The sequence below is a fragment of the Variovorax paradoxus genome, from assembly GCF_030811855.1.
GTDB lineage: Bacteria > Pseudomonadota > Gammaproteobacteria > Burkholderiales > Burkholderiaceae_C > Variovorax > Variovorax paradoxus_L.
This window is the reverse complement of the sequence record NZ_JAUSRN010000003.1, coordinates 366815-380604: the sequence shown is the minus strand read 5'-3', so window position 1 is coordinate 380604 and position 13790 is coordinate 366815. Positions and strand designations below refer to the sequence as shown.

Below are 13790 nucleotides of genomic sequence, written 5' to 3'. Positions count from 1 at the left end.
TAGCGCCGCCGCAAGTCGCTTTTGCGCTGAGGGTCATACGCGCCAAAGCCTCAGGCGCCGGGCGCGTCATGCAGCAGCAGGCCGCGCAGCTTCCGGTGTAGCGGCGTGGCCTCGGCAGGCGGCACGCCGCCCGCCTCGCGCAGCGCAAGGTTGCGGCTCGCGCCGTTGTGCAGGTCGATCTCCCGCACCACCTGCCCGCTGTCGTAGACGAAGGCCACGTCGGCCAGCGCCAGCACGTCGTCGATGTCGTGCGTGATCATCAGCACCGGAATGCCCCACTGGCGGCGCACCTGCGCGAGCTCGTTGCGCAGCTCGCTGCGCAGCATTGGGTTGAGCGCGGCAAAGGGCTCGTCGAGCAGCAGCACCTGAGGCTGGCAGGCCAGCGCGCGGGCGAGCGCCACGCGCTGCTGCTGGCCGCCCGACAGCTTCTGCGGCCGGCTGTCGGCCAGCGCGGCCAAGCCGAAACCTTCGAGCAGCGACTGCACCATCTCGGCCTCGCGCGGCGGCAGCTTGCGCCGGTGCCACGCGGTCAGGCCGAAGGCCACGTTTTCGCGCACCGATAGGTGCGGGAACAGCGCGTAGTTCTGGAACAGGTACCCGATGCGCCGCGCCGGCGCCGGCACGTCGATGCCGCGCGCGGAGTCGTAGAGCGTGCGGCCGTCCAGCCGCACATGGCCGGCGGAGGGATGCAGCAGACCCGCGATGGCTTGCAGCGTGAGCGTCTTGCCGGCGCCCGAAGGTCCGTAGAGCGCCGCGAACGGCACGTCGGTCGCGAAGCGCGCCGCCAGGTCGAAGCGGCGCGTGCCGTCGGTGACCGTGAGCTTCAGGTCGACGTCGATCATGGCGTGCCGAACCCATAGCGCGCGAGGACTTCGCGTGCCGCGTCGCTCGATAGAAAGGCCACGAAATCGCCGGCCAGCGCTTTCTGCCGGCTGTCGGCGACCACCGCGACCGGGTAGGTCACCGGCACGGAGGTTGCAGGCGCGAAGGCGACCCGGACCTTGTCGCCCATCACGGCCGCATCGGTGCGGTAGACGAAACCGGCCTCCACTTCGCCGCGCGCCACGTAGTCGAGCACCTGGCGCACGCTGTCGGCCTGCACGAACTTGGGCTCGAGCACGCTCCAGAGCCCCGCCCCTTCCAGCACCTGCCGCGTGTAGCGGCCGACCGGCACGGTGGCGGTCTTGCCAACTGCGATTCTTCGCACGCCCGCGCCGGCAAGGTCTTGCAGCGACCGCACGCCTGCCGCGTCTCTCAGCGGCTCGATTAGCACCAGGGCGTTGCTCGCAAAGTTCCGGCGCGTGGCCGCATCGATGAGCTTCTGCTCGGCGGCGCGGCCCATCGTCTCCTGGTCGGCGCTGGCGAACACATCGACCGGTGCGCCCTGTGCAATCTGCTGCAGCAACACGCCCGAAGCGGCGAAATTGAAGCGGACCGTGGCGCCTGGTTTCACGGCCTCGAACTTCGGCCCCAGCGCCTTGAACGCGTCGGTCAGGCTGGCCGCCGCTGACACGGTGATCTGCTGAGCCACCGCGCCCAGCGGCAGCGCCAAGGCCAGCACGAGAGGCAAGAGGCGGAGGGGATGCATTCAGGTTTTTACGGGTGGGATGCGCGGGCCATCAGCGCAGGGAGAAAAACCGGTTCGACAGCACCAGCACCGTGACCGACAGCAGCGAAGTCACCACCACCAGCAGCAACGCCAGGTCGTCATGCCCGGCCTGCACGGCGTCGTAGATCGCCATCGACAGCGTCTGCGTCTGCTGCGGGATCGAACCCGCCACCATCAGTGAAGCGCCGAACTCGCCCATGGCGCGCGCGAATGCGAGCAGCGTGCCAGCCAGGATGCCGGGCCAGGCCAGCGGCAGCGTGACGCGCAGAAAAACCGAGAACGGCGACTGCCGCAGCGTGCTGGCGGCGGCCTCCAGCGAGCGGTCCACACCCGCGAAGGCGGCGCTGGCCGACTTCAGCACCAGCGGCAGCGCCACCACGGCGGACGCCACGACGGCGCCATGCCAGCTGAAGATGATGCTGTAGTCGAGGTGCTCGCGCAGCCAGCTGCCGAGCGGGCTATGGCGCCCGGCAGCCACCAGGATGGCGTAGCCGATGACGGTGGGCGGCAATACCAGCGGCAGCATGAACACCGCCTCCAGCACCGTGTCGCCCGGAAAACGCTTGCGTGCGAACACCCAGCCCAGCGCCACGCCGGCAACCAGCGCCAGCAGGGTCGCGACCGCGGCCACCTTGAGCGACAGCGCCAGCGGAAACCAGTCGGCCGAGGCGATAAGGGAGTTCGTCGTATTCATGAAGATACAACGCAATTGTGCACGAACGAACCTTCCCCCTCAGCAGGAGGTCCGTGGAGGCTGAAGAGCGGTGGCGCCGATATCCTTCCGGATACAGCGCAAAAACGGAATCAGGAGGCCAGCAGGCGCGTCAGCGCACGCACGTCGGCCGCCGTGGCCAGTCGCGCGGCGTTCTCGATGGCGCGGTAGTGCTTGACGATTTCCTCGCCCACTGGCGTGAGCGCGGTGCCGCCGCCGCGCGAGCCGCCAGCGGCGGTGTTGACGGCCGGGGAGCTCAGGGCGTGGTTCATCTCGTCGATGAGCATCCAGGCACGCCGGTACGACATGCCGAGCTTGCGCGCCGCGGCCGAGATCGAGCCGGTCTCCGCCACGGCCTCCAGCACGGCGATCTTGCCGGGGCCGATCGCGATGCTGTCGTCCCTGTAGATGCGCAGGCGGAACTGGACTCTGGTTTTCATGCCGGTGGTGGTGAGCGGTGCGGGAGCGTCGGGGCGCAAAGGTTAAACCATGCGCACCTCAACGCCAGCGCTGCTTGCGCCACCGCCCGTGTCAGTCCACCGTCGCCAGCACGCCAGAACCGGTGCCGTAGCCGGCCGCCGCCATCGGCTGGCCGCCGCGCGCAATGCGCACCGCGCAGTACTTGAACTCCGGGATCTTGCCCATCGGATCGAGCGCGGCATTGGTCATCAGGTTGGCCGCCGCCTCGTAGTAGGCGAAGGGCACGAACACCGCGCCGTTCGGCGTGCCGTCGTCGCGCCGAACGTGAATGGCCACCTCGCCGCGCCGCGACTGCACGGTGATCACGTCGCCGGCCTGGAGCCCCAGCTTCAGCAGGTCGGCCTGGTTCATCGAGGCGGTCGCCATGGGCTCCAGCGCATCGAGCACGGTGGCGCGGCGCGTCATGCTGCCGGTGTGCCAGTGCTCCAGCTGGCGGCCCGTGATGAGCACGAACGGATACTGGGCGTCGGGCCGCTCGTCCGCCGGAATGATGTCGGCGGGCACCAGCTTCACGCGGCCGTCGGCGGTCGGGAAGTCGTCGATGAACACAGTCGGCTGGCCCGGGTCGTCCTCGCTCAGGCAAGGATAGGTCACGCTCGAATCGCGCTGCAGCCGCTCCCAGCTGATGCCGCTGATCACCGCATGCATGGCCTGGCGCATTTCCTCGTAGACCGCGGCCACGCCGGACTCTTCGCCCTCGTAGTTCCACGCGAGGCCCATGCCCTTGGCGATCTGCTGAATGATCCAGAGATCGGGCTGCGCGTCGCCCGGCGGGTTGAGCGCGCGCTTGCCCAGTTGCACCATGCGGTCGGTGTTGCTCACCGTGCCGGTCTTCTCGGGCCAGGCACTTGCAGGCAGCACAACGTCGGCGAGCCACGCGGTCTCGGTCATGAAGATGTCCTGCACCACCAGGTGCTCCAGGCTCGCGAGCGCATGGCGCGCATGGTTCAGGTCGGGGTCGCTCATGGCCGGGTTCTCGCCCATGATGTACATGCCGCGCACCTTGTGCGGATCGGTGTCGGGCGCCAGCGCCTTGTGCATGATCTCGACCACGGTGTAGCCCGGCGTCGCGTCCAGCGGCGTGCCCCAGAAGTTCTCGAACCACGCATGCACGGCCGGGTTGTCGACGCGCTGGTAGTTGGGGAACATCATCGGGATCAGGCCCGCGTCGCTCGCGCCCTGCACGTTGTTCTGGCCGCGCAGCGGATGCAGGCCCGAGCCTGGTTTGCCGATTTGCCCGGTGACGGTGGCCAGTGCAATGAGGCAACGCGCGTTGTCGGTGCCGTGCACGTGCTGGCTCACGCCCATGCCCCAGAGAATCATCGAGCCCTTGGCGGTGGCAAAGGCTCGCGCCACTTCGCGCAGAGTTTCGGCCGGCACGCCGCAGATGGGTGCCATCGCCTCGGGGCTGTAGCCCTTCACGTTCTCGCGCAGCGCCTCGTAGTTGCTGGCGCGCGTGCGCACAAACTCCTGGTCGACCAGCCCTTCGTCGATCACGGCGTGGATCAGCGCGTTGAGCATGGCCACGTCGGTGTCGGCCTTGAACTGCAGCGTGCGCCAGGCGTGGCGGCTGATGTCGGTGCGGCGCGGGTCGGCCAGCACGATCTTCGCGCCGCGCTGGGCGGCATTCTTCATCCAGGTGGCGGCGACCGGGTGGTTGGCCGTGGGGTTGGAGCCGATGACGAAGATCAGCCCCGCATGCTCCACGTCGTTGACCTGGTTGCTCACTGCCCCCGAGCCCACGCCTTCGAGCAGCGCGGCCACGCTCGATGCGTGGCACAGGCGCGTGCAGTGGTCGATGTTGTTGCTACCGAAGCCGGTGCGCACGAGCTTCTGAAAGAGGTAGGCCTCTTCGTTGCTGCCCTTGGCCGAGCCGAAGCCCGCGAGCGACTTGGCACCGTAGGTGTCGCGCAGCCCCGAGAGCTTGCCGGTGGTGAGCGCCAGCGCCTCTTCCCAGGTGGCCTCGCGGAAATACTCGCTCCAGTCGTCCGGACGCGGCGTATCGCCAAAATCTTTCGGCACGCCGGCCTTGCGGATCAGCGGCTTGGTCAGGCGCTGCGGGTGGTGCGCGTAGTCGAAGCCGAAGCGGCCCTTCACGCACAGGCGGTTGTGGTTGGCCGGTCCGTCGCGGCCGTCGACGCTGACGATCTTCTCGTCCTTCACGTTGTAGGTGACGAGGCAGCCCACGCCGCAGAACGGGCACACCGAATCGACCTTGCGATCGACTTCCTGCGAGCCGATGTGGCTCTTGGGCATCAGTGCGCCGGTCGGGCAGGCCTGCACGCATTCGCCGCAGGCCACGCAGGTGCTGTCGCCCATCGGGTCGTCCAGGTCGAACACGATCTTGCTGTCGCCGCCGCGCAGGGCATAGCCGATGACGTCGTTGACCTGCTCTTCGCGGCAGGCGCGCACACAGCGGTTGCACTGGATGCAGGCGTCCAGGTTGACGGCCATCGCGGGGTGCGAGATGTCGGTTTTCGGCTGCTCGCGGCGCAGCGCCTTGAGCTCGGGCCGCACCGCGATGTCGAGCTTCTTGGCCCAGGCGCTGAGTTCGCCATGCTGCTGAGTGGCGTCGTCGCCAATCCATTTGTAGCCCTGGTCAGGCATGTCGGACAGCAGCATCTCGACGACCATCTTCTGGCTCTTGAGCGCGCGTTCGCTGGTGGCCTTCACTTCCATGCCGGCCGTGACGCTGCGGCAGCAGCTGGGTGCGAGCGTGCGCTCACCCTTCACCTCGACCACACAGGCGCGGCAGTTGCCGTCGGCGCGGTAGCCGTCCTTGTAGCAAAGGTGCGGGATCTCCACGCCATGGCGCTCGGCCGCCTTGTAGATGGTCTCGCCGTCGAAGGCCTGGATGGCCTGGCCGTCGAGCGTGAATTCGATGGTTTGCGGCATGAGCTCCGCGAGCTTGGACGGGGCGTTCATGCCACCTCCTCCGGAAAATATTGCTGGATGCACCGAATCGGATTGGGGGCCGCCTGTCCGAGGCCGCAGATGGAAGCGTCGCCCATCACTTGCGCCAGGTCTTCGAGCGTGGCGCTGTCCCACGTGGGCGCCTGCATCAGCGCCGCGGCCTTGGCGGTACCGACCCGGCACGGCGTGCATTGGCCGCAGCTTTCGTGCTCGAAGAATCGCATCACGTTCAGCGCAGCGTCGCGGGCGCGGTCGTGCTGGCTCAGCACCATCACCGCGGCCGATCCGATGAAGCAGCCATGGGGCTGCAGCGTATCGAAGTCGAGCGGAATGTCGTTCATTCGCGCCGGAAGGATGCCGCCCGACGCCCCACCAGGCAGATAGGCATAGAGCGAGTGGCCGTCGAGCATGCCGCCGCAGTATTCGTCGATGAGTTCCTGCACCGTGATGCCCGCGGGCGCGAGCTTGACGCCCGGGTACTTCACCCGGCCGCTCACGCTGAAGCTGCGCAGGCCCTTGCGGCCGTTGCGGCCAAAGCCGCTGAACCAGGCGGCGCCTTTTTCGACGATGTCGCGCACCCAATAAAGGGTTTCGAAGTTGTGCTCCAGCGTTGGGCGGCCGAACAGGCCCACCTGCGCGATGTACGGCGGGCGCATGCGCGGTTCGCCGCGCTTGCCTTCAATGCTTTCGATCATGGCCGACTCTTCACCGCAGATGTAGGCACCTGCGCCACGCCGCAGCTCGATGCGCGGCAGCGCGCACGGCGGATCGGCCTGGAGCCGCGCGAGTTCTCTTTCCAGCAGCGCGCGGCAGTCGTGGTATTCGTCGCGCAGGTAGATGTAGCACTGCTCGATGCCGACGATCTGCGCCGCCACCACCAGGCCTTCGAGAAAGCGGTGCGGATCGCGCTCGAGGTACGTGCGGTCCTTGAAGGTGCCGGGCTCGCCTTCGTCGATGTTCACGGCCATGAGCCGGGGCGCGGGCTGGTCGCGCACGATGCGCCACTTGCGCCCGGCCGGAAAGCCCGCGCCGCCCAGGCCGCGCAGGCCCGAGTCTTCCATGGTCTTGATGATGGCCTCGGCGTCTTCCTCGCCGTTGACGAGCGCGGCCGCAAGCGTGTAGCCGCCATGCGCACGGTAGGTGGCATAGTCGGTGAAGGCCGGCATGCGCTCGATGGCGCCCGGCAGCGGCGAGACGCTTTTCTCGGCGAACGCGGCGGCGTCGAAGTACGCGACCGTGGCTTCGTCGGGATCGGACTTCAGCGCCTGCAACACCTTGCCGGTGGTCGCGAGCGGCACGGCCTGCTGGTCGACGACCGCCACGGGTGCCTGCTCGCAGCGGCCGACGCAGGGCGCTGCAATGACGCACACGTCGCCGCCTTCGACGCCGAGCAGTTCGGGTAGCCGCGCGAGCAGATCCTTGGCGCCGGCCAACTCGCAGGCCAGGCCGTCGCACACGCGCACGGTGAGGCCCGGCGCCGCATCGTCGCCGCGCACCACCTCGAAGTGGTGATAGAAAGTCGCGACTTCGTAGACCTCGGCCATCGGGATGTTCATTTCCCGCGCCAGCGCCACCAGGTGGCGGTCGTGCAGGCAGCGGAAAGCGTCGTTGAGCTTGTGAAGATGCTCGATGAGCAGGTCGCGCCGGTGGCCCTCGGCCGTGGGCGCGCCGATGAGCGTGCGCACTTCGAGCAATGCCGCTTCCTCAGGCTGGCGGCCCTTGAGCTTGCTTTTGCGGCGGATGCGCTCGCGCATCTCATCGGCGGTCGCGAGCGGCACGATGGTGTGCGTCGGGGCCGCCTTTGTCGTTGTCTCGCGGGTCGTGGCTGGGTGGTTGTTCACTGCCTAGGCCTTTTTTCGGATGTCTGTCTGGCTCTGCCCCGAGCGGATGCTGGGAGGCTGACCGAGTGTGTGGGGCCGTCCTGGGTGCGTCAAATTCGATCGGCGCATCGATCGATTCAATAACTAAATGGTGCGCCAGGACAGCGCCGGGCGCCAGCTATTCGCCGAGCGCGCCGCTGTGCAGCCGCACCTGCTCGCGCCATGCCGGCGTCTGCAGGAACACGAGGGCGGCATCGAGCGCGCGCGAGGGGCGCACGCCGGTCTGGGTCATGAAGCCCAGCGGGGTCTTGACCTCGGGCCCCACCAGCGGCAGCGCCTCCAGTTCGCGGTAGCTGCGCACCGCCGCGACCATTGACCCCGGTAGCACGCTGCTGACGCTGCCCGCGAGCACGGCCAAGGCAAGGGTAAGTACCGAGTTCGTCTCGATGGCCGGCTCCACCACGGTGTCGGCTTCGCGCAACGCCTGGTCGATGATGGAGCGGTTGTGCATGTCGGGCGTGAGCAGGCACAGCGGCAGCTTGCCGGCATCGGCCCAAGACATCGGCCGGCCGATGCGCAGCCGGTCGGACGAGGGCTTGGCTGCGCGGCGCAGCAGAAAGTAGTGCTCAACGCTCTGGGGCCAGGCCGTGAGCTTGATGCCCGGCAGGTGCATGCGTTCGGTGTAGCCCAGCGCCAGGTCAACGGAAAGGCTCTCGAGCCCCATCTCCAGGTCTTGCGAGCTCATCGACAGCACGGCCGGCACGATGCCCGGGTGCAGCTCGTGCAGCATCGCCGCAAAGCGCGACAGCATCGGAATGGCGGTGGGCACCGCCGCCATGCGCAGCCGCCCGCGTGGGTGGCCTTCTTCGCTGCGCAGCTCCTGCTGCAGCACCTCGTTGTCGCGCAGCATGCGCTGCGCCGTGGCCAGCACGCGCTCGCCCTCGTGCGTGAGGCCCACGTACACGCGCGCCCGCTTCACGATGACCACGCCGAACTCGCTTTCGAGCGAGCGCAGCGCATTCGAGAGCGCCGGCTGCGTGATGTGGCAGGCCTGCGCCGCGCGTCCGAAATGCTTGTGCTCGCTCAGTGCGACCAGGTAGCGCATCGACGCGAGAAGATTCACGAGGCGCGCCGCCGATCAGGTGTTCTTGCTGATCGAAATGGTCGGGAACTTGGCGGAGAAGTCCTTGGCCTTTTCCGCAATGCCCACGGCCACTTGCCGCGCCACGGCCTTGTAGATGCCGGCCACTTCGCCGTCGGGATCGGCCACCACCGTGGGCTTGCCGCTGTCGGCCTGCAGGCGGATATTGATGTCCAGCGGCAGCGCGCCGAGGTATTCCATCTGGTATTGCTCGGCCATCTTCTTGCCGCCTTCGGAGCCGAAGATGTGCTCCACGTGGCCGCAGTTGGAGCAGATGTGCACCGCCATGTTCTCCACGATGCCCAGGATCGGCACGCCGACCTTCTCGAACATCTTGATGCCCTTCTTGGCGTCGAGCAGCGCGATGTCCTGCGGCGTGGTGACGATCACCGCGCCGGTCATCGGCACGCGCTGCGACAGGGTGAGCTGGATATCGCCGGTGCCGGGCGGCATGTCGACGATCAGATAATCGAGGTCTTTCCAGTTGGTCTGGCGCAGCAGCTGCTCCAGCGCCTGGGTGGCCATGGGGCCGCGCCAGATCATGGCCTCGTCCTGGTCGACCAGGAAACCGATCGACATGACCTGCACGCCGTGGTTCTCCAGCGGCTCCATGGTCTTGCCGTCCTCGCTCTCGGGCCGGCCCTCGATGCCCAGCATCATGGGTTGGCTCGGGCCGTAGATGTCGGCATCCAGCAGCCCGACGGCGGCCCCTTCGGCCGCCAGCGCCAGCGCCAGGTTGGCCGCCGTGGTGCTCTTGCCCACGCCGCCTTTGCCGGACGCCACCGCAATGATGTTCTTGACGTTGGGCATCAGCTGCACGCCGCGCTGCACCGCGTGGCTGATGACCTTGGTGACGATGTTGACGGAGACGTTGCTCACGCCCGGCACCGTCTTGGCGGCCGCCACCAGCGCCTTGCGCAGAGCCGGGTGCTGGCTCTTGGCCGGGTAGCCGAGCTCGAGGTCGAACGAAACGTCGCCTTCGGTAATCTGCAGGTTCTTGAGCGAACGCGTCGCCACGAAATTCTTGCCGGTGTTCGGGTCCTGGACGGCTTTGAGCGCGTCCATGAGCCCTTCTGGGGTGAGTGCCATTGATCTAACTCCTGAATGGCGGGTAGTCTAGTGGCTTGCCAGCGGGCCCCGCGCGCTTCGGGCCGCTTCGCCTTCCCGCTGCCGGGGGCAACACCCGCTGAAGCGGCTTGCGAAACCTTTTTTCAACAGCCACGGCAACAAGAACAATGCCTGAGACACCCCCCGCCACCGGTCTGTTGCTCACCGGCGGTGGCGCTCGGGCCGCCTATCAGGTCGGCGTGCTCGAGGCCATTGCCGGCATCCGGCGTGCCGCAGGTTTCGCCGGCGGTGCCAATCCCTTTCCCGTGATCACCGGCACTTCAGCGGGCGCCATCAACGCGGCCGCGCTGGCCTGCGGCGCCGACGACTTCGACCGAGCCGTTGCGCGCATCGCAGAGGTCTGGCGCGACTTCCACGCCGGGCAGGTCTATCGCGCCGATTCGCTGTCGGTCATCGGCAGCGGTACGCGCTGGCGCATGCTGCTCGGGCTCGGGCGCTTCGCGGCCAACTGGATGCGCATCAAGCCCCGCTCGCTGCTCGACAACACGCCGCTGGCCCAGCTGCTGGGCCGCATGGTGCCGCTCGACCGGCTGCCCGGGTTGATGCAGCAAGGCCACGTGCAGGCACTGGCCGTCACCGCATCGAGCTATAGCTCCGGTGAGCACGTCACCTTTTTCGAAGCCGCCGTGCCGATGGAGCCCTGGGTGCGTTCGCAGCGGCTTGCGGTGCGCGACCGCATCAGCCACGCGCACCTGCTGGCCTCGTCGGCCATTCCCTTCGTGTTCCCGGCCACGGCGCTTTCGATGCAGGGGCATACCGAATACTTCGGCGACGGCTCGATGCGCCAGTCGGCACCGATTGCCGCGGCCATTCACCTCGGCGCCAAGCGCATCCTGGTGATCGGCGCCGGCCGCATGCACGAGCCGCGCGACGCCGACGCGCCCAACACCTACAGCGGCTATCCCACCATGGCGCAGATCGCGGGCCATGCGCTGTCGAGCATCTTTCTCGACGCGCTGGCGGTGGACATCGAGCGGCTTCGGCGCATCAACCACACGCTCGGCCTCATTCCCGAGGAAGCCCGCATGTCGAGCTCGCTGCGTCCGCTCGACCTGCTGGTGATTTCTCCGTCGGAACGGCTTGACGTGATTGCGGCACGGCATGTCGATGCCCTGCCCGGCGCGGTGCGCCACCTGCTGGGCGGCCCCAAGGCCGCAGCCGATGTGAAGGGCGGCGCGCTGGCGAGCTACCTGCTGTTCGAATCGGCCTACACGCGCGAGCTGATGGCGCTCGGGCGGGCCGATGCGATGCGGCAGCAGGGCGAGGTGCTGCGGTTCTTCGGGTGGGATCCGGTGGCCTGAGCCAGCGCGATCAGCGCGTACCGCCGCCGTCCGCGCACAAGCCCGCCAGCAGCAGATCGAATCAGCCCGCCTCGGAAATCCCAAGCTCCGAACACACCCGCCCCACCAGCGCCTTCAGCGATGCGAGCTCGGCCTCGAGCCGCGCCACGTTGGCCTTGAGCGCCGCAACCTCGCCGAGCGATGCATCGTGCGACGCATACGCTCCCTCGGCCGAACCGCCACCCGGGCCGGCAACCTCTTCCGTCGGCGCGCCGCTCAGCAGATGGGCCCAGCGGCTTTCTCGCGCGCCGGGCAGGCGCGCGAGCTTTACTACCAGCGCGCCGGCTTGGCGCACGGCGAGTTCATCGAGGAAGCCCTCGACCGACGAGATATCCGCGAAGTTGTGCATGCGGTCGCAGGCAATGCGCAGTTCGCCGGCCGTTTGCGGACCGCGCAGCATCAGCACCGTGAGCAAAATGACCGACTGCGATGGAATGCGCAGCACGCGGTCGATGTTGTGCTCGTATCGAAAGGCTCGGCCGCCGCTGGTTTCCGCCACCAGGCTGTAGCCCTTCAGGCTGTCGATGGCACCCTGCACTTGCGCCTCGCTCAGTTCGAGCACCGGGTTGCGGCTGGTCTTCTGGTTGCAGCCCGACACCAGCGAGTTGAGCGTCAACGGATAGCTGTCGGGCACGGTGCGCTGCTTCTCGGCGAGCACGCCGAGCACGCGGGTTTCAACGAGCGAAAGAATGGGAAGGGCTTGGGTCATGGCTCAAAAATCGTAATGGAAACGACGGTGACCAGAGACCGGGTCATGGCACCGCCACGCCGAGTATCGGGCCCAGCTCCCTGACGAAGTCGGTGCGCCGCAGCGCGAGCGAATGCAGAGCAGACACGGTACCGTCGAGATAGAGCGCATCGCGGCAATGCAGCACGTCGCGGAAGTAAAGCGCGAACTCGTAGAAATTCACAGGGTCTTCGCTGATCACGAAGATGGCCGTGTGGCCCGACACGCCGACGCCGTTGCGGATCTTTCGCGAATCCGAGTTTGGAATCAAAGCGGGATGCACCCTGCCGCGGCGCAGCAGCAGCGGGCCCGACTGCGTGGCCAGCCGAACGCCTTTTGAGAGCGCCGGATACTCCGACGACTCGACCACGCGCGGCCGCGTGCCGGACACCAGGAACACGCCGTTCGGCTTCAAGAAAAAGTTGCCCTCGCCCGCCGACAGGTTGAGTGGCGAGACTTCGCGCCCTTCCTGCACCAGCAGGCCGACGGGTGCAAAGTCGGCGTGGTACATGCCGGCATTCATCGCGAACACGAGCTGCCGGTTGTGCCTGGCGAGCCAGGCCTCGAGTCGGTCCAGGCGCTTGAACTCGACGCCGGCATCGTCGCGCAGGAAGAGCTCGAGCCGTTCCTTGCGCAGGTCGATCTTCACGACGGTGTAGCGCGGCTCGGCGTTGGCCGCCGCGGCGGCCAGGGTGGCAGCGCCGGCCACGCACAAGGCCAGCAGGAGCAGCAGCTTTCTCATGAAGCCACGAAAAGCCGCCTCTCGCTTCAGCCGTTCTGGATGCGGGCGACCAGCGCCTTGGTGAACGCCGCCGTGCCCGCGGTGCCGCCCAGGTCGCCGGTGCGCACCTTGTCGATGTTGAGCGTGTCGTCGATGGCCTTGCGCAGGCGCGTGGCAAGGTCAGGCAGCCTGACGTGCTCGAGCATCAGCGCGGCGGCCAAGAGCAGTGCGGTCGGGTTGGCAATGCCCTTGCCGGCAATGTCGGGTGCCGAGCCGTGCACGGCCTCGAAGATGGCCGCATCGGCGCCGATGTTGGCGCCCGGCGCCATGCCCAGGCCGCCGACCAGGCCCGCCACCAGGTCGGACAGGATGTCGCCGAAGAGGTTGGTCGTCACCAGCATGTCGAACTGCCAGGGATTGAGCACCAGCTTCATGGCGCAAGCGTCGACGATGATGGTGTCGAGCTCGAACTTGCCCTTGTACTTTTCCTCATAGAGGCGGAGGCCGGTTTCCAGGAACAGGCCGGTCAGCACCTTCATGATGTTGGCCTTGTGGACCAGCGTGACCTTCTTGCGGCCGGTGGCCACGGCGGTCTCGAAAGCGTATTCGAGCAGGCGCAGGCACCCCTGTCGCGTGTTGATGCCGGTGGCCATGCCCACGGCATGCGGGTCACCGTCGATGCGCACATAGTGCTCATGGCCGATGTACAGGCCCTCGAGGTTCTCGCGCACGACCATCAGGTCGATCTTGTCGAAGCGGCCGCCCGGAATGATGGTGCGCGCGGGGCGCAGGTTGGCGTACAGCTGGAACTCTTCGCGCAGCCGCACGTTCGACGAGCGGTAGCCGCCGCCCGAAGGCGTTTCCAGCGGGCCCTTGAGGGCAAGGCGGGTGCGGCGGATGCTGTCCAGCGTGGCTTGCGGCAGCGGATCGCCCGAAGTCTGGACGCCGCCGAGGCCGGCAATCTGGCGGTCCCACTCGAAGGGCGCCTTCAGCGCGTCGAGCGCGGCAAGGGTGGCGTCGACGATTTCGGGGCCGATGCCATCGCCAGGAATCAGGGTTGCGGAAATGGGGGTGGTCATCGGAAACTCGCTTTCTGTATATCTATCTTGTATATCTCTTCGCCATATGGGGAGGGAGCGTGGCGAAACGCGCGGGGTGGAGCATACGTCGCGCCGGAGACACCCCGGCGGCTTTCGGGT

The 13790-nt window shown here is 67.6% G+C and carries 12 protein-coding genes; 1 reads left to right on the top strand and 11 read right to left on the bottom strand.

The window, feature by feature from the left end; all coding sequences use genetic code 11:
• Nucleotides 1-50: 50 nt before the first annotated feature.
• The 8 genes from J2X92_RS09780 to apbC form a co-directional block, all read right to left on the bottom strand.
• Nucleotides 51-842, bottom strand: coding sequence for an ABC transporter ATP-binding protein (locus J2X92_RS09780; RefSeq protein ID WP_307575257.1), 792 nt, complete (start codon nucleotides 840-842; stop codon nucleotides 51-53).
• Nucleotides 839-1588, bottom strand: a complete 750-nt coding sequence (gene modA / locus J2X92_RS09775) for a molybdate ABC transporter substrate-binding protein (RefSeq protein ID WP_307575255.1) — start codon at nucleotides 1586-1588, stop codon at nucleotides 839-841. Before modA ends, J2X92_RS09780 begins: the two co-directional genes overlap by 4 nt.
• Nucleotides 1589-1619: 31 nt before the next feature.
• Nucleotides 1620-2303, bottom strand: a complete 684-nt coding sequence (gene modB / locus J2X92_RS09770) for a molybdate ABC transporter permease subunit (protein WP_307575253.1) — start codon at nucleotides 2301-2303, stop codon at nucleotides 1620-1622.
• 110 nt (nucleotides 2304-2413) lie between these two features.
• On the bottom strand, nucleotides 2414-2761 hold the full coding sequence (locus J2X92_RS09765) for a winged helix-turn-helix domain-containing protein (RefSeq protein WP_307575251.1): 348 nt from the start codon (nucleotides 2759-2761) through the stop codon (nucleotides 2414-2416).
• A 91-nt stretch (nucleotides 2762-2852) separates the two neighbouring features.
• On the bottom strand, nucleotides 2853-5726 hold the full coding sequence (gene fdhF / locus J2X92_RS09760) for a formate dehydrogenase subunit alpha (RefSeq protein WP_307575250.1): 2874 nt from the start codon (nucleotides 5724-5726) through the stop codon (nucleotides 2853-2855).
• Nucleotides 5723-7468, bottom strand: a complete 1746-nt coding sequence (locus J2X92_RS09755; protein ID WP_307575299.1) for an NAD(P)H-dependent oxidoreductase subunit E — start codon at nucleotides 7466-7468, stop codon at nucleotides 5723-5725. The genes fdhF and J2X92_RS09755 overlap by 4 nt, the downstream gene beginning before the upstream one ends.
• 244 nt (nucleotides 7469-7712) lie before the next feature.
• Nucleotides 7713-8657: a LysR substrate-binding domain-containing protein gene (locus tag J2X92_RS09750; protein ID WP_307575249.1), complete on the bottom strand. Its 945-nt coding sequence runs from the start codon at nucleotides 8655-8657 to the stop codon at nucleotides 7713-7715.
• 15 nt (nucleotides 8658-8672) lie between these two features.
• On the bottom strand, nucleotides 8673-9764 hold the full coding sequence (gene apbC / locus J2X92_RS09745) for an iron-sulfur cluster carrier protein ApbC (RefSeq protein WP_307575248.1): 1092 nt from the start codon (nucleotides 9762-9764) through the stop codon (nucleotides 8673-8675).
• Between the two features lie 146 nt (nucleotides 9765-9910).
• On the opposite strand from apbC, the gene J2X92_RS09740 reads away from it, so the two are divergent.
• Entirely contained in the window at nucleotides 9911-11104 is a 1194-nt protein-coding gene (locus J2X92_RS09740) for a patatin-like phospholipase family protein (protein WP_307575246.1), read from the top strand.
• A gap of 61 nt (nucleotides 11105-11165) precedes the next feature.
• Here J2X92_RS09740 and J2X92_RS09735 read toward each other — a convergent pair whose 3' ends face one another.
• Genes J2X92_RS09735 through J2X92_RS09725 form a run of 3 tightly spaced genes read right to left on the bottom strand, consistent with a single transcriptional unit; the run spans nucleotide 11166 to nucleotide 13670 of the window.
• A complete protein-coding gene (locus tag J2X92_RS09735) occupies nucleotides 11166-11852 on the bottom strand; it encodes a YceH family protein (RefSeq protein WP_307575245.1) in 687 nt (228 codons plus the stop codon).
• Nucleotides 11853-11895: 43 nt separating this feature from the next.
• On the bottom strand, nucleotides 11896-12612 hold the full coding sequence (locus J2X92_RS09730) for a phosphodiester glycosidase family protein (RefSeq protein WP_307575243.1): 717 nt from the start codon (nucleotides 12610-12612) through the stop codon (nucleotides 11896-11898).
• A 26-nt stretch (nucleotides 12613-12638) separates the two neighbouring features.
• On the bottom strand, nucleotides 12639-13670 hold the full coding sequence (locus tag J2X92_RS09725; RefSeq protein ID WP_055802943.1) for an isocitrate/isopropylmalate dehydrogenase family protein: 1032 nt from the start codon (nucleotides 13668-13670) through the stop codon (nucleotides 12639-12641).
• Nucleotides 13671-13790 lie beyond the last annotated feature (120 nt).